Here is a 15,926-nt window from a genome sequence, read left to right on the forward strand (position 1 = left end):
GCGGGATGGAGCAGTAGGTAGCTCGTCGGGCTCATAACCCGAAGGTCATCGGTTCGAGTCCGGTTCCCGCTACTAAGTAAGTGCTTTCGGTAGGCACTCTAAAAATACACCGCGGGATGGAGCAGTAGGTAGCTCGTCGGGCTCATAACCCGAAGGTCATCGGTTCGAGTCCGGTTCCCGCTACTAAGCAAGTGTTTTCGGTAAGCACTCTAAAAATACACCGCGGGATGGAGCAGTAGGTAGCTCGTCGGGCTCATAACCCGAAGGTCATCGGTTCGAGTCCGGTTCCCGCTACTAAGCAAGTGTTTTCGGTAAGCACTCTAAAAATACACCGCGGGATGGAGCAGTAGGTAGCTCGTCGGGCTCATAACCCGAAGGTCATCGGTTCGAGTCCGGTTCCCGCTACTAAACCAAAATCGGTATAACGGCAGTTATACCGATTTTTTTATGTTCGTTTTACTTGAAATTTTAAAGATTGAAACAAGTTGCTGATTTTATTTTTACAGATGTTTCTAATTATAGACGTAAAGAAAGTGAGGAGGTTAAAATCTTTCCTGAAAAATGGAATTGTTATTTTATGAAGTGTCCGTGGAGGCAATATAGATTACTCTAATAAATTATACGTAGAAAAATACAATCTGCAGATTCAGATCGATAGGTATCTTCATATCAGTGATTAATAATCTGCAAGACTACATTATACTTTTGAAAAAAAAGCACCTTTAATAAGGTGCTTCTTACGTTGATATGGTTTTAATTAACAAATATCATAAGTTGAATTTACAGCATATGCCAATTCTCTGATAAATGCAGGGCTTCCATCTGCGTTATCTGATTGGAAGAAAACTGTATTAGTTGTTCCACAAGAATTAGTGTAAGCAACAGACCATGTTTGAAACATTACAGCTAATGCTTGTTTTTGTTCAATAGTTAATTCTTTAACTTCAATTGTTTTTTTATGTTTGATTTCTTGCTTTACTTCTTCTTTTTTAGTATTCGCAAATGTAAATGTTGATAGAGCTAATAAGCCCACGAAAATTAATTTTTTCATAGTAGAAATTTTTAAATTTAATGTTTTTTTATTGTCAAAAAAATTGTTAATCAAGAAAAGTATTCATCTTTTTAAGTCGATCAGACATTGTTTTAGTTTTATCATTACCATTGGCATCCACAACCCTTAAGTTTCCATTATACATAGACGGATTTTCTATATAATTCTTTCTTGCTTCTAAAAACTGATCCTTAGATTTTGTTTTTACATCATTTCCATAATTTAAAGGTTCAATTATTTCATCAGATTTTTTTATATCTGTTGCATAGATTTCAATAGTTTTATTTTTGTTGTAAACCTCCAAAATTAAACCAGATAATCCTTTAAACCTGAATGGTCCGTCTTGAATTGTCACGTCATTAGTAAACCAAGCAAAGAATGTATTTCCTGTATCTGTTGTGGTTTTAGCGAGTCTTGATTTAAAGCCTTTAATGTCTTTAGTATCGTTTAAGATTTCCCATTTTAACTTTGGTTCTTCATAGGTGAAAATATATTTCCCAACAGGGAGCGATACAAGAAGATTTTCTTTAGATTTATATACACTTCCAACAGATTTGGGATATTTTGGAATGGCACCTGCAGTTGTACTGATTGTTTCTTTAGATGTACCATTATAAAATGCCTTTGCTTCTCTACTAAAGTAAATTGATTCTACATTATTACATAGTAGTGTTGATGCAAAAATTGTCATTTTATCTTTATTTAAACTATCCGAAACTAATTTAGTTTCATAGTTTATTTCCATTATTGCTTTGTTATTTTGAGCAGATAAAAAAGAAAGATTAACAATAAATAATGATGCTAATAATTTATTTTTCATAGATTTCATGTGTATTGCAAGGATACTAAATTATATTAATCAATTAGTATGGGAATCCGTAATTTTAAAATATTTTTTATTATGTTAAAAAGATTATCATATAAAAAATAATATGTAGCTGAGTATGTTTTACATTTGTGCACTCTTAGCAAACGTTACTATTTAAATAAAAGAGAAATTTTTCTTATTGATTCTCTGAACACTATGTTATATGTAGGATGAATCTGGAAGAAATGTTTTTAATTGATTGAAAAAGCCCTATCTTTGCACTACAATATCGCGGGATGGAGCAGTAGGTAGCTCGTCGGGCTCATAACCCGAAGGTCATCGGTTCGAGTCCGGTTCCCGCTACTAAACTAAAATCGGTATAACGAAAGTTATACCGATTTTTTTATATTATCCTGTCATTGTGAACAAAGTGAAGAAATCTCAGGCTGGATAACATGAAGAAACGCAAGTTTATCTTCGAAAATGCTAAGGATTTAGGTTGGATATTTTCTGTTCCATTGCTTATATGCCTCTCTCATACAATGTCCGCAAGGGCGGTAATTGTTTTGTAATGCCTCTTCTTCATCCTTAAAGAAAATTCTGTTTTCTCTTTTCATTCTTTTTCCTGATCCACAACTGAGCAATCCGTAAATCTTCAGTCTTTTATTTCCTCCGAAACGAATAGTCCGGCTATGGATTTTACTTCTTAAATTTTGGGGTGATAATTGAGAGTGTAGTATCATTTTGAGTTGAGAGTTTATGGTTTACAGGTAAGTGTCAGAAGAAATCGGTCGGAGAAATTCAACTTTATTTTTAAGATCATAGTTTGTAATAAATTCTGCAATCACTATCAATTCTCAGCTATTAGCTTACAGCGTCATGGAAAATAACTCCCAAAGCATATCGGTTACCTTTCTTAACTTCACTTATTCCATGTTTCATGTTGACTCTATAATAGCCTTTTGTGCCTTTTTCGGGCTTAAATTGAGTCGTGAAAATGAGTACGTCTCCTTTTTTAGGTTTTAAAACAATCGCTTTTGACTGAGCTCTCGGGATCTGTTGGGTAAGCACAAATTCTCCACCGGTAAAATCTTTATCAGGTTCGCTGAGCATTAATACGATTTGAATAGGAAAGTAAACATCACCATATAAATCCTGGTGTAAAGTATTAAAACCACCTTCTTTATATTTCAAAATTAAAACAGTAGCTTTCTGCTGTCCATTGGTATGACATTGCTGTAAAAATTCCTGATGATCTAAGGGAAATTGAGTATTAATATGCAAGGCTTTAAACCATGAATTGGCAATAGGAGCCAGATACGGATATATATTTGTTCGTATGGTCTGAATAATTTCGGGAAGCGGATAATCAAAATATTTATACTCACCAAGACCAAAACGATGTCTTGCCATAACCACTGTTTTACGGTAAAGGTTGGGATTGTCATAATCTGACTTTAATATTCCACATTCCTGATCTGATAACAAATTGGGAATTACTGCATATCCATTTTCGTGCATTGTTTCCGTAAGGTGCGACCAGTCTGTATTTTTGATTTTATGAATGATATCTTTCATTGGTTTGATTTTATACTGCAAAAATCCGAAGTTGTCCGGAATAAGAAAATCCGAAACGTGCGATATTATCTTTAGAATGAATCTCCTGGACCATCAGTTTAATATTAATCTGGACGATAATAATGGTCCTGTTTAAGGCTATTTTTGTCCTGTTAATAAAAATAAATAGCGATGAATTACATTATTAAAAAAGCAAGTCTTGAGGATCTTGATGAAACGGCAGAATTATTCAATCTTTACCGTGTTTTTTACAGACAGGAATCAGATATTGAAAAAGGAAAAGCTTTTCTCAAAGAACGGTTTTTAAACAGTGAGTCGGATATCTTTCTTGTGATGACTGAAGAAAAAGCTGTAGGATTTGTACAACTCTATAAACTGTTCCATTATACCAAATTACAGAAACAATGGTTGTTAAGTGATTTGTTTGTTCATCCGGATTACAGAGGAAAGGGCCTTTCTGTAGCATTAATTGACCGTAGTAAACAATGGTGTGAAGAAACAGGAGCATGTGGACTGATGCTTGAAACAGAAAAAACAAATGATATCGGAAATACATTATATCCGCGTTGCGGATTTGAATATGACGGGCTGCACAATTACTACCATTGGTGGAAATAGATATCAGAGCGGAAAATAGTTTTAGGTGAAAAATCGGAAGTGGGAAAGGAAAATCTGCAGCAAGGGAATAAAGCTTTAGATGATATATTAAAATGATGTTATTTTCGGTTGTAAATTTTTTCCCACTTCCATTTTTCCTTTTTAGTAGTATTAGTTCTACAATTCTGAACATTTAATTCTACAAGGCATTCTGTCGCCGGTAGAAGGCATAGTCCTATTTTTGTAAAGCTCTTACAGATCATGGGTAGGACAGTTGATCTGTAGAGTGTATGCAAAAAAATCTCTGCCGAATTTTCTACTTTTTCCCCAAGTTTTATGATTAGTACCACAAAACTGCTTTTTCCGGCGGAGATTTTTTGCTTTTATAAAAAAAGAGAACTGCAACTGCAGTTCTCTTTTTTTATTTTTAAATATGACTTAGATATTATTGAGCCAGTTGAGCGTAGGGAGTAAGCTTGTTGTCATCAGACATGGTCTGTCCCAAAAATTCTCTTTTTTGATCCGCTTTCATTCTTCCTGCAGCATCGCTGGCATTGAAATAAGCTTCACTTAATTTTGTAGAGATATCAGCAGGTTTGAAATCAAATTTTGTATCACCTTCAACTCCAAGATATCCGTTCTTTCTTGTAAGGTTGGTAATATAATTATTATAATTGATCATTGTACCTCTAAACATATTGTTATGATATTCCATACATTTCTTTGCCTTTTTGGAAGAATTGTTCAGGATACAGTTTTTCATATTGTTTCTGTATAAAAACCATTCAGATTCTAAAATAGCATATTCTTTGCCCACAGCAATTTTTCCGTTTGTTATAATATTGTTATCCCCTTCTTTTGTAGCAATAGTCTGAAGATGTTGAATAACCAATGGAACGGTAGCTTCGATTTTAGATTTTGTATCCTTTAATATGCTGAGATCAGCAGCAGGAGAACCCTTCTTTTGTGCTGTAGTAACGTTAAAAATAAGCAGTAATAGTACAATCAATAAATTATATCTTTTCATGAGAAATTTTTAAAGCACTAAAATAAATATAATTTCCCGGTTAAAACAAATTCATTTTAATTTTATTTAATAAAATTTAACAAGTTTTAAGAATTTATGCCTGAAATGATTCTTTTTCTGTGGATTAAGCAGGTGGATATTTCACTCCTTTAAAAAATTAATATATTTTAGCTAAATTTATATTGCTGATTTTCAATTGTTTATAGTATTGCTTATTTCTATCACTAAAAAAATAGTTGTTTGATTCATTTTTATTTCTACATTTGTATAACTAATTTCTTAGTGATATAGAATTGGATGACTTTATATCACGATAATTGATAAATGAACAGGATATGAAAATTCAGACTTTAACAAAAGCAGAAGAGCAGGTAATGCAGTATTTATGGAAAATAGAAAAAGGATTCCTGAAGGATGTTCTTGATCTTTTTCCGGACCCGAAACCGCATACCAATACGGTCTCTACCATTTTAAAAGTATTGAAAGACAAAGAATTTGTAGACTATCGTGTACACGGAAGACAGCATGAGTATTTTCCGTTGGTTTCAAAAGAACAGTATTCCGGAAAGACCATGAAAAGTCTTGTGAAAAACTATTTTAAAGGCTCCTACAAAAGTGCCGTTTCGTTTCTGGTAGAAAAAAATGAAATGACTGTAGAAGATCTTGAGATGCTATTGGATGAACTCAAAAATAAAGACTAGTACCTATGGAAGCAATACTTTTATACTTTGGGAAAACAATTTTATGTTCGGGTGTAACATTCTTGTACTATCAGTTGTCTTTAAAAGACAAGACATTCCATCATTATAACAGATTTTATCTGTTGGCTGCAATCGTGATATCACTGCTGCTGCCACTCATCAGAGTAGACGATTTTACGATAGAGGTAAATAATGATATGTATATGCTTCTTGACAAGATTCAGAATTTTAACACACATAAAAACATAGACAATGGTAACCTTTATTTTAACATTATTTTTTCAGCTCTGGGACTGGTTTCTCTCTATTTTTTAGGGAAGCTGATCTATGGGATTTTCAAAATCCAGCAGTTTAAAAAAGAGTTTCAGAAAGAAAGTTTTGACGGGATCAACTTTTACCGTACAGATCTTAGCGAAGCCCCGTTTTCATACTTTAAGAACCTTTTCTGGAAGAATGCCATTACACTGCATTCTGATATAGGAAAACAGATTTTAAAGCATGAGATGGTACATATTGAGCAGAAACATTCCTTTGATAAGATTTTTATCGAGATTATTACTTCTGTTTTCTGGTTCAATCCGTTTTTTCATATTATCAAAAAAGAAATTAATCTCATCCACGAGTACCTGGCTGATAAAAAAGCCGTACAGCAATCGGACACCAAAGCATTTGCGCAGATGCTTTTAGCAAGCCACTTTTCCGGAACACAGTTGCCTGCTGCCAGTCCGTTTCTAAGTTCAAACCTTAAAAAAAGACTTAAAATGTTACAAAAACCAAAAACCAAGTTCGGATATGCGCGAAGAATTCTTGCATTACCGGTGTTATTTACCGTAGCTTTTGCTTATCTGGTAAATGCAAAGAACAGAGAAATTGAAGAAACCAATCTTTCCATTAAAAAAGCAGTTTCAGAAATCAAAAAAGATACAGTAAGACCTGAAAAATCTGTTCAGGGAAATATTACAGGATTAAAATCTGTATCACCGGAAGATCATACAAAATTGACCGAGCTTGAAAAAAAGATAAAAGAAAAAGAGAAGGAGCTGGATGGATTAGACCCGGAAAGTGATGCTTTCAGTGATAAAATTGAAGAAATAAGTAATCTGGCATCAGAGATAGGAGAGATGGCTTCCAAAGTTGAAGTTGATGAATATTTCAATTCCGCTGAATGGAAAAATCAAATGAAGGAACTTGAAAATATGGATCCTCTTGATAAGAAAGCACTTCGTAAAATAGAAAGAGCGGCTAAAAAAGCGGGAAGAGCGGCTGAAAGAGCCGTAAAAAACATCGCTCCTCCCGCACCACCTAGTGCACCAGCTGAACCTCAGGCTCCAAAAGCTCCGAAAGTAGTTTATTTTAAAAACAATAATACAGTCTACTATAAAGATCTTAGCCCTAAAGAAAAAGAAGAAGTACGTAAAGCAATGGCAGAAGCAAAAAAAGCCATGAAAGAAGCCGCAAAAGCCAGGGTGGAAGGAGAGAAAGCCAGAATAGAGGGTGAAAAAGCCCGCCTAGAAGGAGATAGAGCAAGAGCTGAAAGTGCTGTATTCCTTATTAAAGGAGAAAAAGCCAGAATAGAAGGGGATAGGATAAGAAAGGAAAGCGAAAAAATACGTGTAGAAGCTGAAAAAGCAGCACAAAGTTTCAGAGCTGGTAACTTTACCATGACAACTTCTGCTCCTAATGTGATGGTAATGCATGCTGATTTCATCAAGAAAGACGGTAACGGAAATATTGCTATGAATGGGGTGAAAAAGTTTAGCATTAACGGCAATGATGATCACAACTATAAGTATTACATTGATGGAAGAGAAGCATCTAAAGATGACGTTAACGCTTTGAGTTCTGCCAATATTTCAAAAGTAATGGTCAACACCCAGAAGAATGGAGAAGTGAAGAAAGGAGAAGTAAGAATTGAGACAAAGAAATAAAGTTCCAAAAGCTTTGTCAGTATTCAATTGGCAGAGCTTTTTTACTATCTGAATAATACATAAACTATGAAAAAAAGTTATTTCATTTTACTGGTACTTTTAAGTGTGGTTGTGAACGCACAGGTGAACAGATTCTTTTATGACTACAAATATATCTCTGATTCAACCAATAGAGCAGAAGTGAAAAGCGATGTTATGCTTTTGGATATTGATAAAAATGGTTCCAAATACTACAGCCGCGAAAAGTTTGTTGCTGATTCAACAATGAAAGCTGATATCGCCAAGCAGATGAAAGGAGGGTTCGGAGGAAGCATCAATATCAAGAGAAATATAAAGCCGGGAACAAATTTTTCAACGGTCACAAAAAAATACCCGGATTATAATGTTTCGTTCTCTGAAAACATCGGAAACACAACGTATAAAATGCCGGAAGACCAAAAACCTGAATGGAAAATCCTTCCTGAAAAACAGAAAATCGGAGAATATAATACGCAAAAGGCAACCACAAATTTTGGAGGAAGAAGCTGGACCGCATGGTTTTCTACAGATATCCCATTCCAGGACGGTCCCTATAAGTTCTATGGACTGCCGGGGCTTATCGTTAAAGTTGAAGATAAAACAGGATCTCATATCATGACTTTAATTGGTAACAAGAAAACGGAAGCCGCATCAGAAGAAGATATTCAAATACCAGGTCTTACTACAATTGGAATAGGAGGAAAGGAAATAGAGATCAATAAAAAGCAGTTTAAAAAAGCCTGGAAAGATTATCTTACAGATCCTACAAAAGATATGAAACAAACCATGAGCACTCTTCCTGCAGGAGCTGTGGTACAGATGAAAAATCAGGACGGAAAAAGTATTGATGTCAATGAAATGTACAGAAATATCGAAAAAAGAGCAAAAGAAGACCAATTAAAAAATAATAATAAAATAGAACCGGATCTTTATAAGTAAGCGGTTTATATTGGAATAAAAAACAGTAAGGTTATTATAATCTTACTGTTTTTTTTATCTTTATCTTTATCTCAGGACTTAAAATTTCACATCATGACAGAAAAAGAAAAATGTGCAGCAGGACTTTTATACAATGCTAACTACGATAAAGAACTGATTCAGGAACGTATTGCCTGCAAAGATCTGTGCCAGGAATATAATGGATTGAAAAACTCCGATGCAGAAAGGAGATATGAACTGCTCGGGAGAATAATCGGAAGCATTAAAGAAAATATCTGTATAGAGCCTAATTTCTGGTGTGATTACGGATACAATATAAAAGCAGGAGAGAACTTCTATGCCAATCATAACCTTGTTATCTTAGATTGTGCCAGAGTAGAATTTGGTGATAATGTATTTATAGGACCCAATTGCAGTTTTTATACAGCAGGCCATCCGCTTGATGTTAAAGAAAGAAACGAAGGTCTTGAATATGCGCATCCCATTACAGTAGGGGACAATGTTTGGTTGGGAGGAAATGTTGTTGTGCTTCCCGGAGTTTCTATCGGAAATAACTCAGTGATTGGTGCGGGAAGTGTTGTCACGAAAGATATTCCGGATGATGTAGTTGCAGTGGGAAATCCGTGTAAAGTTGTTAAAAAAATTACAGAACAGAATTAAAAAACTATTGATCTGAAAAAGAAAAATAATATTCTTGAACTGGATCTGCTGAAATAAAATAATCATTATACAATAAAAACCCGGAACATCATTCCGGGTTTTTTATATCTGAATAAGAATCAGTGATTATGCTAATTTCTGAGAATCTGCAATGAACTGAGCCAATCCGCTGTCTGTTAATGGGTGCTTCAATAAGCTCAAGATCGGAGGCAGTGGAGATGTAATTACATCAGCTCCGATTTTAGCACAGTCAATGATGTGCATTGAATGACGGATAGAAGCCGCTAAGATTTCAGTTTCAAACATATAGTTATCGAAAATCAATCTGATTTCCTGGATAAGGTTAAGACCGTCTGTAGAAATATCATCTAATCTTCCTAAGAATGGAGATACATAAGTAGCTCCTGCTTTTGCTGCCAAAAGAGCCTGTCCTGCAGAGAAAATTAATGTACAGTTAGTCTTGATTCCTTTATCAGAAAAATATTTTAAAGCTTTGATACCGTCTTTGATCATTGGAATCTTTACAACGATATTTGGGTGAATAGCAGCCAATTCGTCTCCTTCTTTAATCATTTCTTCATACGTTGTAGAAAGAACTTCCGCAGAAATATCTCCGTCTACAAGTTCGCAGATCGTTTTGTAGTGGTTTTTGATTGCTTCAGCACCTTGAATTCCTTCCTTAGCCATTAACGAAGGGTTGGTGGTTACACCATCTAAAATTCCAAGATCTCTAGCTTCCTTGATTTGCTCTAAATTAGCTGTGTCAATAAAAAATTTCATTTTGTTAAATAGATTTATTGATACAAAGATAGGGAATTAATTGGGTTCTGAGGTATGAATTTTGAGTTACGGGGTTCGGGATTTTGGGTATACGTGTGATAGAGTTTGAGGGTTTGAGGGTGAGAGAGTGGGAGCGGTATAAAGGATGAGAAAAAAATATGTTGATTTAAACCAAATAGTTAATTTTGCATCTAGCATCTAGCATCTAGCATCTAGCATCTAGCATCTAGCATCTAGCATCTAGCATCTAGCATCTAGCATATTATCTATGAAAAACAACAGTTTAACAGCCACATTGGAAATCATAGGGATTAATCCTTTTGTATTTGTTCCGAAAGAGATTCTGGACAGGATTTTTGAGGAATCAGGGAGAAATAAAAGCCCGATTCCTGTAAAAGGGACAGTAAACGGGCAGGAGTTTAAACAAAACCTCATGAAATATCTGGGAGAATGGAGACTGTATGTAAACCTGACGATGTTGAAAAACTCTCCAAAGAGAATCGGAGAAGTCATTGAAGTTGTATTGGAATATGATGATTCTGACAGAAGTATTTCTATCCATCCCCATTTGGAAAAGGCAATTAAAGAAAGTCCTCTGGCAACAGAAAATTTTGAAAATCTGATTCCTTCAAGACGGCTTGAACTGGTTCGTTATATTAATAATTTAAAAACCGAAGCCAGCATCCAGCGGAATATCGAGAAAATCATCCGCCATTTACACGGTGAAACAGATTTTTTCGGAAAGATGATTGAATAAGGAATAGTTAAGGAGGAAGAGTTGAGAGTGGAAAATATAAAGTACACATATTCCATAAAGCTTCTTCAGTGACAATGTCGCATCTCTTTGCTCCCTAAAATAAGCGGTAAGTAAAATAAACCTTTGCGTTACATTAAAGCTAGACACAAACAAAAAATGCCGGAAAAACTTTCCGGCATTTTCATTCTATTAAGAATTTAAAGCTTTGCTAAGCTTCACAGCGTCCTGATTGCTCGGGTCATACTGTAAAGATTTGGCAATGTGCTCTTTTGCCTTATTAGGATCTGTTTGCTGTTCTGCAAAGGCAATATAGAAATAGGCATACGCCAGATTTTTCTTATTTTGCTCTACTTCTTCCGGTTTTACGGTTGCAATATACTTTTCATAAGCCAGTTTTGCATTGGCATCATCTTTTGCAGACTGATAAGCATAAGCCTGGCTGTAATAAGATGGAGCCCAGTCCGGTAATAAAGCAGAGATTTTCTTCCAGGTATCAATGGCATTCGGCCAGTCTGAAGCTTCCTGGTAAGCTGCTGCTAATTTTGCTAAAGATTCTGTATCCTTTGGATTGGCCTCAATCTGTTTTTTAAGACCATCAATCGTTGGATTGGTTGTTTGACTCGTTGCTGCCGAAGTTTCCGGTTGAGTCGTTTGCGCGTTTACAAGACTTACACTTCCTGCCAGTATCAAACCTAAAAATAGGTTTCTACTATTAATTGTACTCATTTTCATAATCTTATATTTTAAATTCAAAAACTAAAATTCAATAATAATTCCACAAAATCTTAAATTTTAGAAGCTTTAAGTTTTTTTAGAAAATATTAACGGGAAACGTGTTTTTTTTAGTTTAATTTTTGATTCGTTAATGTTTGAAGCTATCTTTGTCATTCATTTTTTTATTAATACATATAATTTCGTCATATGAATATCATATTAGCTTCAACATCCACCCTTTTTGGCGGAGAATATCTGGAATACTTAAGAGAAGAATTAATCCAACTCTATAATGGAATTGATGAAATTGTGTTTATTCCTTTCGCAAGGCCAGGCGGAATTTCCCATGACGACTATACCGCAAAAGCACGTTCTTTCTTTGAAACAATCAACATAAAAGTAAAAGGCCTTCATGAATTTGAAGATAAAAAAGAAGCTTTGAATCAGGCAAAAGGATATTTTACCGGAGGCGGAAATACCTTTTTATTGGTTAAAACATTACATGAAGAAGGATTGATGTCTGTCTTAAAAGAAAATGTTTCAGGAGGAAAAGCATATCTTGGATGCAGCGCAGGAAGCAATATCGGAGGCCAGAATATGAAAACCACGAATGATATGCCGATTGTATATCCGCCAAGTTTTGACTGTATGGGACTGGTTCCTTTCAATATCAATCCACATTATCTTGATCCGAACCCAGATTTGAAACATAACGGAGAAACCAGAGAAACCCGTATTCAGGAATTCCTTACCCAAAATGATATTAAAGTAGTTGGCCTTAGAGAAGGAAACTGGATCAGAAGAACAGCAGATTCCATTACAGTAGAAGGAAACGAGCTGACAAGAATTTTTGAGAAAGGTAAAGAACCTTACGAAATAGAAGCAGGAAGCAGACTTTAATGAACAAAGAAGAGATCAGTCTTTTTGTAGAACGTAATCTGACCAATTTTTCAGTGAACAGTACCGGATGGGAAGAGCTTATCCGGAAATTGCTCTTTGAATTTGCCATTGCAGGCTGGAATATGGAACACCGTGTTTTTGGAAAAGAAAAATTCGGTGGGTTGAGATGCTACACGTATTCTGAGGACGAAATACTTAATAACAAGCTTACAATTATCAAAGACAAATATTCAGAATTGTCGGTAAAGACTTGTGAAATCTGTGGCAGTGAAGGTAGAATGAGAACTATAGGTTCCTGGCAGACAACGTTGTGCCTGAATCATTTCCTGGAACAGCAGCCTGTTATTGAAATTGATGAAAAACAGAACATCAGAAGAGATCATAAAACGCTTCTGAATATTAAAAATATCATAAAAGCCGATCTGGAATATGACCTTCAAAAAATGTGGATTCATACAAAATCGTTTGGCAATCCAGAAGAAACGTTTTCTTTTTCATGGCAGGAACCTAATTATTACCTGCTTTTAAAGACAATTCCTCTTTCGCTTTTTCCGGAAGACAGACGAAGTGAAATTTCAACCTTATTCCAGAGTTTACAGGATTGTGAGATATGCGGCCATAAAGCAGTACATCAAAAAAACTGTCTGCGCTGTCATCATGAACAATGGAATGAATCCGGATATTTTGTAGAAGATTACGGAGAAAAATCACATTATATAAAAGAATGCCAGATGGATATTTTTATAGATGAAGATGATTACGAGAAATATTTCATCCATGACCGGTCATTTGAAAAATCGCCTGACCATCAGATTCTTTTCAGCTCCGATGATCTCAGGGAGTATGAAAAGCTTTTATTTTAACTATATTTGATTAGAATTATTCAGATCCAAATAACAATGTAATGAAAAAAACACTTGCTGTTCTCACACTCTCTGTACAGATGGTTGCCGCGCAGAATATTGCTCAGAAACTGGATAAAGTAACCAAGGATCTCATGGATTCTTCAGGAACGGTTTCTTCCAGCTTATCATTTTATGTTTCGGATGAAAATGGCAACTTTATATACGAATATCAGGGAAGCAAAGGACTTTCTACTGCTTCTACACAGAAAATTTTTACCGCTGGTGCGGCACTGGAAACTTTAGGAAAAAATTATACTTTTACAACCACTTCAAGCTATTCCGGGAATATATCCGGAGGAACACTGAATGGAAACCTTTTTATCAGTTCCAATGGTGATCCTACATTAGGAAGCTGGAGATATGATGCCTATAAACCTGAAAATTTTAAAAAGAAGCTGATTGAGGCCATTAAAAACTCAGGAATTACAAAAATATCAGGAGATCTGGTGATTGATGATTCTTATTTTGACCATCAGACGATTCCGGGAGGCTGGCCCTGGGACGATCTTGGAAATTATTACGGAGCCGGTGTGTGGGGAATCAACTGGAAAGAAAACCAGTTTGATATCAATATTAACGGAACAGATTTTAAAAGCTTTTCTTATCCTTTGGAGGGAGTGAAATGGCTGAATGATCTGAAAGCAGGCGGCAATTCTGACCAGAGTCTTATCTTTACCGCACCTCATTCTGATGTCGCGTTAATTAACGGGATGCTTCCGGCAGGAAAAACGGTGACAGTTTCCGGTTCTACTCCTAATCCACCTTTACAGCTTGCAGCAGAAGTAAAACAATGGCTGAAAGAATCCGGAATTGAGATTTCAGGAAAAGCAGTCACAAATTCTCAGCTTGAAATAGAAGGAAAACAGGCATTGGAAGCTCCTAAAAACAATATTCTTTTGACTTATCAATCTCCGACTCTGGATAAAATTGTCTATTGGTTTTTAAGGAAAAGTATTAATCTGTATGGAGAAACACTGATTAAAACTTTAGGAAAAGAGAAAAAAGGAAATTCAAGCTTTAAAAGCGGAGTTTCTTATCTGAAAGAATTCTGGAAATCAAAAGGAATTAATCCTAATATGATCAATTTTGCGGACGGAAGCGGACTTTCACCACAGAATTATGTAGCAGCAAAAGCAGAAGTACAGGCCCTTTTATATGCTAAAAAACAATCATGGTTTGAAGCGTACTACGATGGTTTTCCGGTTCAGGAGAATGGAATGAAGATGAAAAGCGGTACGATGAGAGATACCAAATCTTTTGCCGGATATCACACTGCAAAAGATGGTAAAAAATATGTGTTTTCGATTATTATCAACAACTACCAGGGAAGTGGAAATGCAGAGCTGCAGAAAATCCTGAATGTTTTAAAATAAAATAACTTTGAGAAAATCCATACTTACCAGACTGAATAACTGGATCATTTTTGTTGTCATGACTACTTTGGTGATTGCTATTGTAGTGGCTTCAACATCACTCATTAATTTTCTCAGAAAAGAGGAGATCAAAAGGATCAGTCTTCTTTCTAAAGCGATAAGAATACAGCAGGAAGTAAAGACTCCGGATACGGATGTTCTGGATCTGCTGCCGGATATCCTTAATATCAACAATACTATTCCGTTTATTGTAACCGATAAGTACAAAAATCCTATTCTCGATCTCGGATATTACAGAAATATTCCTGAAGCCACCATAAAGAATCCTGAGAAACTTCAGGACCTGATCCGGAATATGGAGAAGAATTATGATCCTATTGAGATCAAAGTACCGGATGGAAATAACCAGTTTGTATACTACGACAACTCGCGTATGCTTAATAATCTTCGGTATTCGCCTTATATTTTAGGACTGTTTATTCTGTTGTATTTCGGTTTTTCATTCTGGTTTTTCAGGACGATCAAAAAGACGGATGAGGGTTATCTCTGGGCAGGTCTGGCTAAGGAAACTGCTCATCAGATCGGAACCCCTCTATCTTCCATGATTGGGTGGATGGAGATTATGAAGCTTGATAATCCTGAATCGGAAGGAGTACATGAGATAGAAAAAGATATTGAAAGACTGAGAACGATCTCAGAACGATTCTCAAAAATTGGTTCTGTTCCTGAACTGAATGACAGGAATTTCAATGAAACAATCCAGGAGAATTATGATTATCTGAAAACCAGAATCTCGAAAAAAATCAATTTTACATTGAATCTTCCTACCTACACCGTATTGGTTCCTCACAATAAGATTCTGATGAGCTGGGTAATTGAAAATCTCGTAAAAAATGCGGTGGATGCTATGAAAGGGGAAGGAGCTATTACAATGTCAATTTTTGAAAGAAATAAAAATATTCTGGTTGAAGTAAAAGACAATGGAAGCGGAATGACAAAACAGCAGGCAAGAAATGCTTTTAATCCCGGATATTCTACTAAAAAAAGAGGCTGGGGATTAGGATTGTCATTAGCAAGAAGGGTAATTCATGAATACCATAACGGGGATATCAAAATTTCCCAGACCGAAATAGGAAAGGGAAGTACTTTTAGGATAACAATCAGAAAGGAGGAAACTCTTTAACTGTAAA

General features: G+C 35.4%; 17 protein-coding genes and 5 tRNA genes. 15 read left to right on the top strand and 7 right to left on the bottom strand.

Annotated elements, in window-relative coordinates; translation table 11 throughout:
• The 4 genes from ACLMCG_RS00005 to ACLMCG_RS00020 all read left to right on the top strand — a co-directional run bounded on the left by ACLMCG_RS00005 (nucleotide 1) and on the right by ACLMCG_RS00020 (nucleotide 405).
• Nucleotides 1–72, top strand: a tRNA-Met gene (locus ACLMCG_RS00005).
• Between the two features lie 38 nt (nucleotides 73–110).
• Nucleotides 111–183, top strand: a tRNA-Met gene (locus tag ACLMCG_RS00010).
• Nucleotides 184–221: 38 nt separating this feature from the next.
• Nucleotides 222–294, top strand: a tRNA-Met gene (locus ACLMCG_RS00015).
• 38 nt (nucleotides 295–332) lie between these two features.
• Nucleotides 333–405, top strand: a tRNA-Met gene (locus tag ACLMCG_RS00020).
• Between the two features lie 352 nt (nucleotides 406–757).
• Here the strand turns inward: ACLMCG_RS00020 and ACLMCG_RS00025 are convergent.
• Both ACLMCG_RS00025 and ACLMCG_RS00030 read right to left on the bottom strand, forming a co-directional pair.
• A complete protein-coding gene (locus ACLMCG_RS00025; RefSeq protein WP_413958319.1) occupies nucleotides 758–1,051 on the bottom strand; it encodes a hypothetical protein in 294 nt (97 codons plus the stop codon).
• Nucleotides 1,052–1,097: 46 nt separating this feature from the next.
• Entirely contained in the window at nucleotides 1,098–1,871 is a 774-nt protein-coding gene (locus ACLMCG_RS00030) for a GLPGLI family protein (RefSeq protein WP_413958320.1), read from the bottom strand.
• 278 nt (nucleotides 1,872–2,149) lie between these two features.
• On the opposite strand from ACLMCG_RS00030, the gene ACLMCG_RS00035 reads away from it, so the two are divergent.
• Nucleotides 2,150–2,222 (top strand) — tRNA-Met (locus tag ACLMCG_RS00035).
• Nucleotides 2,223–2,353: 131 nt separating this feature from the next.
• On the opposite strand, the gene ACLMCG_RS00040 is transcribed toward ACLMCG_RS00035, so the two are convergent.
• Complete coding sequence (locus ACLMCG_RS00040) at nucleotides 2,354–2,602, bottom strand: Ada metal-binding domain-containing protein (protein WP_413958321.1); 249 nt, start codon at nucleotides 2,600–2,602, stop codon at nucleotides 2,354–2,356.
• 121 nt (nucleotides 2,603–2,723) lie between these two features.
• Nucleotides 2,724–3,437 carry a 2OG-Fe(II) oxygenase gene (locus ACLMCG_RS00045; protein ID WP_413958322.1) on the bottom strand — a complete coding sequence of 238 codons (714 nt, stop codon included), beginning with the start codon at nucleotides 3,435–3,437 and terminating at the stop codon, nucleotides 2,724–2,726.
• A 171-nt stretch (nucleotides 3,438–3,608) separates the two neighbouring features.
• Here ACLMCG_RS00045 and ACLMCG_RS00050 point away from each other — a divergent pair, with 171 nt between their 5' ends.
• Complete coding sequence (locus ACLMCG_RS00050) at nucleotides 3,609–4,055, top strand: GNAT family N-acetyltransferase (protein ID WP_413958323.1); 447 nt, start codon at nucleotides 3,609–3,611, stop codon at nucleotides 4,053–4,055.
• Between the two features lie 424 nt (nucleotides 4,056–4,479).
• Here the strand turns inward: ACLMCG_RS00050 and ACLMCG_RS00055 are convergent, their stop codons facing one another.
• Nucleotides 4,480–5,061, bottom strand: coding sequence for a hypothetical protein (locus tag ACLMCG_RS00055; protein ID WP_223600892.1), 582 nt, complete (start codon nucleotides 5,059–5,061; stop codon nucleotides 4,480–4,482).
• Nucleotides 5,062–5,396: 335 nt separating this feature from the next.
• Here ACLMCG_RS00055 and ACLMCG_RS00060 point away from each other — a divergent pair, with 335 nt between their 5' ends.
• The 4 genes from ACLMCG_RS00060 to ACLMCG_RS00075 all read left to right on the top strand — a co-directional run bounded on the left by ACLMCG_RS00060 (nucleotide 5,397) and on the right by ACLMCG_RS00075 (nucleotide 9,307).
• Nucleotides 5,397–5,762, top strand: coding sequence for a BlaI/MecI/CopY family transcriptional regulator (locus tag ACLMCG_RS00060; RefSeq protein ID WP_047385363.1), 366 nt, complete (start codon nucleotides 5,397–5,399; stop codon nucleotides 5,760–5,762).
• A 5-nt stretch (nucleotides 5,763–5,767) separates the two neighbouring features.
• Nucleotides 5,768–7,690 carry a M56 family metallopeptidase gene (locus ACLMCG_RS00065; protein WP_413958324.1) on the top strand — a complete coding sequence of 641 codons (1,923 nt, stop codon included), beginning with the start codon at nucleotides 5,768–5,770 and terminating at the stop codon, nucleotides 7,688–7,690.
• Nucleotides 7,691–7,756: 66 nt separating this feature from the next.
• Nucleotides 7,757–8,647 (top strand): GLPGLI family protein, encoded by an 891-nt coding sequence (locus ACLMCG_RS00070; RefSeq protein WP_223600890.1) that lies wholly within the window; start codon nucleotides 7,757–7,759, stop codon nucleotides 8,645–8,647.
• Between the two features lie 93 nt (nucleotides 8,648–8,740).
• On the top strand, nucleotides 8,741–9,307 hold the full coding sequence (locus ACLMCG_RS00075) for a sugar O-acetyltransferase (RefSeq protein ID WP_413958325.1): 567 nt from the start codon (nucleotides 8,741–8,743) through the stop codon (nucleotides 9,305–9,307).
• A 126-nt stretch (nucleotides 9,308–9,433) separates the two neighbouring features.
• On the opposite strand, the gene fsa is transcribed toward ACLMCG_RS00075, so the two are convergent.
• Entirely contained in the window at nucleotides 9,434–10,087 is a 654-nt protein-coding gene (gene fsa / locus ACLMCG_RS00080; RefSeq protein WP_047374243.1) for a fructose-6-phosphate aldolase, read from the bottom strand.
• 268 nt (nucleotides 10,088–10,355) lie between these two features.
• Here fsa and ACLMCG_RS00085 point away from each other — a divergent pair, with 268 nt between their 5' ends.
• Nucleotides 10,356–10,844: a YdeI/OmpD-associated family protein gene (locus tag ACLMCG_RS00085; RefSeq protein ID WP_413958326.1), complete on the top strand. Its 489-nt coding sequence runs from the start codon at nucleotides 10,356–10,358 to the stop codon at nucleotides 10,842–10,844.
• 189 nt (nucleotides 10,845–11,033) lie between these two features.
• Here ACLMCG_RS00085 and ACLMCG_RS00090 read toward each other — a convergent pair whose 3' ends face one another.
• Complete coding sequence (locus ACLMCG_RS00090; RefSeq protein WP_223600887.1) at nucleotides 11,034–11,570, bottom strand: tetratricopeptide repeat protein; 537 nt, start codon at nucleotides 11,568–11,570, stop codon at nucleotides 11,034–11,036.
• Nucleotides 11,571–11,765: 195 nt separating this feature from the next.
• Here ACLMCG_RS00090 and pepE point away from each other — a divergent pair, with 195 nt between their 5' ends.
• From pepE to ACLMCG_RS00110, 4 genes are read left to right on the top strand one after another with little or no spacing between them, the layout of a single operon-like run.
• Nucleotides 11,766–12,458 (top strand): dipeptidase PepE, encoded by a 693-nt coding sequence (gene pepE / locus ACLMCG_RS00095; protein ID WP_413958327.1) that lies wholly within the window; start codon nucleotides 11,766–11,768, stop codon nucleotides 12,456–12,458.
• Entirely contained in the window at nucleotides 12,458–13,321 is an 864-nt protein-coding gene (locus ACLMCG_RS00100; RefSeq protein ID WP_413958328.1) for a hypothetical protein, read from the top strand. Before pepE ends, ACLMCG_RS00100 begins: the two co-directional genes overlap by 1 nt.
• Nucleotides 13,322–13,362: 41 nt before the next feature.
• A complete protein-coding gene (gene dacB, locus ACLMCG_RS00105) occupies nucleotides 13,363–14,736 on the top strand; it encodes a D-alanyl-D-alanine carboxypeptidase/D-alanyl-D-alanine-endopeptidase (RefSeq protein ID WP_413958329.1) in 1,374 nt (457 codons plus the stop codon).
• A gap of 7 nt (nucleotides 14,737–14,743) precedes the next feature.
• Nucleotides 14,744–15,919, top strand: coding sequence for a sensor histidine kinase (locus ACLMCG_RS00110; RefSeq protein ID WP_223600883.1), 1,176 nt, complete (start codon nucleotides 14,744–14,746; stop codon nucleotides 15,917–15,919).
• The last annotated feature ends 7 nt before the right edge of the window (nucleotides 15,920–15,926 follow it).

It is taken from the genome of Chryseobacterium sp. S90 (assembly GCF_047444895.1).
Classification (GTDB): Bacteria; Bacteroidota; Bacteroidia; order Flavobacteriales; family Weeksellaceae; genus Chryseobacterium.

Coding starts and splice junctions, on each gene's coding strand:
- ACLMCG_RS00025 (WP_413958319.1), bottom strand. CDS start 1,051: ATGAAAAAATTAATTTTCGTGGGCTTATTAGCTCTATCAACATTTACA.
- ACLMCG_RS00030 (WP_413958320.1), bottom strand. CDS start 1,871: ATGAAAAATAAATTATTAGCATCATTATTTATTGTTAATCTTTCTTTT.
- ACLMCG_RS00040 (WP_413958321.1), bottom strand. CDS start 2,602: ATGATACTACACTCTCAATTATCACCCCAAAATTTAAGAAGTAAAATC.
- ACLMCG_RS00045 (WP_413958322.1), bottom strand. CDS start 3,437: ATGAAAGATATCATTCATAAAATCAAAAATACAGACTGGTCGCACCTT.
- ACLMCG_RS00050 (WP_413958323.1), top strand. CDS start 3,609: ATGAATTACATTATTAAAAAAGCAAGTCTTGAGGATCTTGATGAAACG.
- ACLMCG_RS00055 (WP_223600892.1), bottom strand. CDS start 5,061: ATGAAAAGATATAATTTATTGATTGTACTATTACTGCTTATTTTTAAC.
- ACLMCG_RS00060 (WP_047385363.1), top strand. CDS start 5,397: ATGAAAATTCAGACTTTAACAAAAGCAGAAGAGCAGGTAATGCAGTAT.
- ACLMCG_RS00065 (WP_413958324.1), top strand. CDS start 5,768: ATGGAAGCAATACTTTTATACTTTGGGAAAACAATTTTATGTTCGGGT.
- ACLMCG_RS00070 (WP_223600890.1), top strand. CDS start 7,757: ATGAAAAAAAGTTATTTCATTTTACTGGTACTTTTAAGTGTGGTTGTG.
- ACLMCG_RS00075 (WP_413958325.1), top strand. CDS start 8,741: ATGACAGAAAAAGAAAAATGTGCAGCAGGACTTTTATACAATGCTAAC.
- fsa (WP_047374243.1), bottom strand. CDS start 10,087: ATGAAATTTTTTATTGACACAGCTAATTTAGAGCAAATCAAGGAAGCT.
- ACLMCG_RS00085 (WP_413958326.1), top strand. CDS start 10,356: ATGAAAAACAACAGTTTAACAGCCACATTGGAAATCATAGGGATTAAT.
- ACLMCG_RS00090 (WP_223600887.1), bottom strand. CDS start 11,570: ATGAGTACAATTAATAGTAGAAACCTATTTTTAGGTTTGATACTGGCA.
- pepE (WP_413958327.1), top strand. CDS start 11,766: ATGAATATCATATTAGCTTCAACATCCACCCTTTTTGGCGGAGAATAT.
- ACLMCG_RS00100 (WP_413958328.1), top strand. CDS start 12,458: ATGAACAAAGAAGAGATCAGTCTTTTTGTAGAACGTAATCTGACCAAT.
- dacB (WP_413958329.1), top strand. CDS start 13,363: ATGAAAAAAACACTTGCTGTTCTCACACTCTCTGTACAGATGGTTGCC.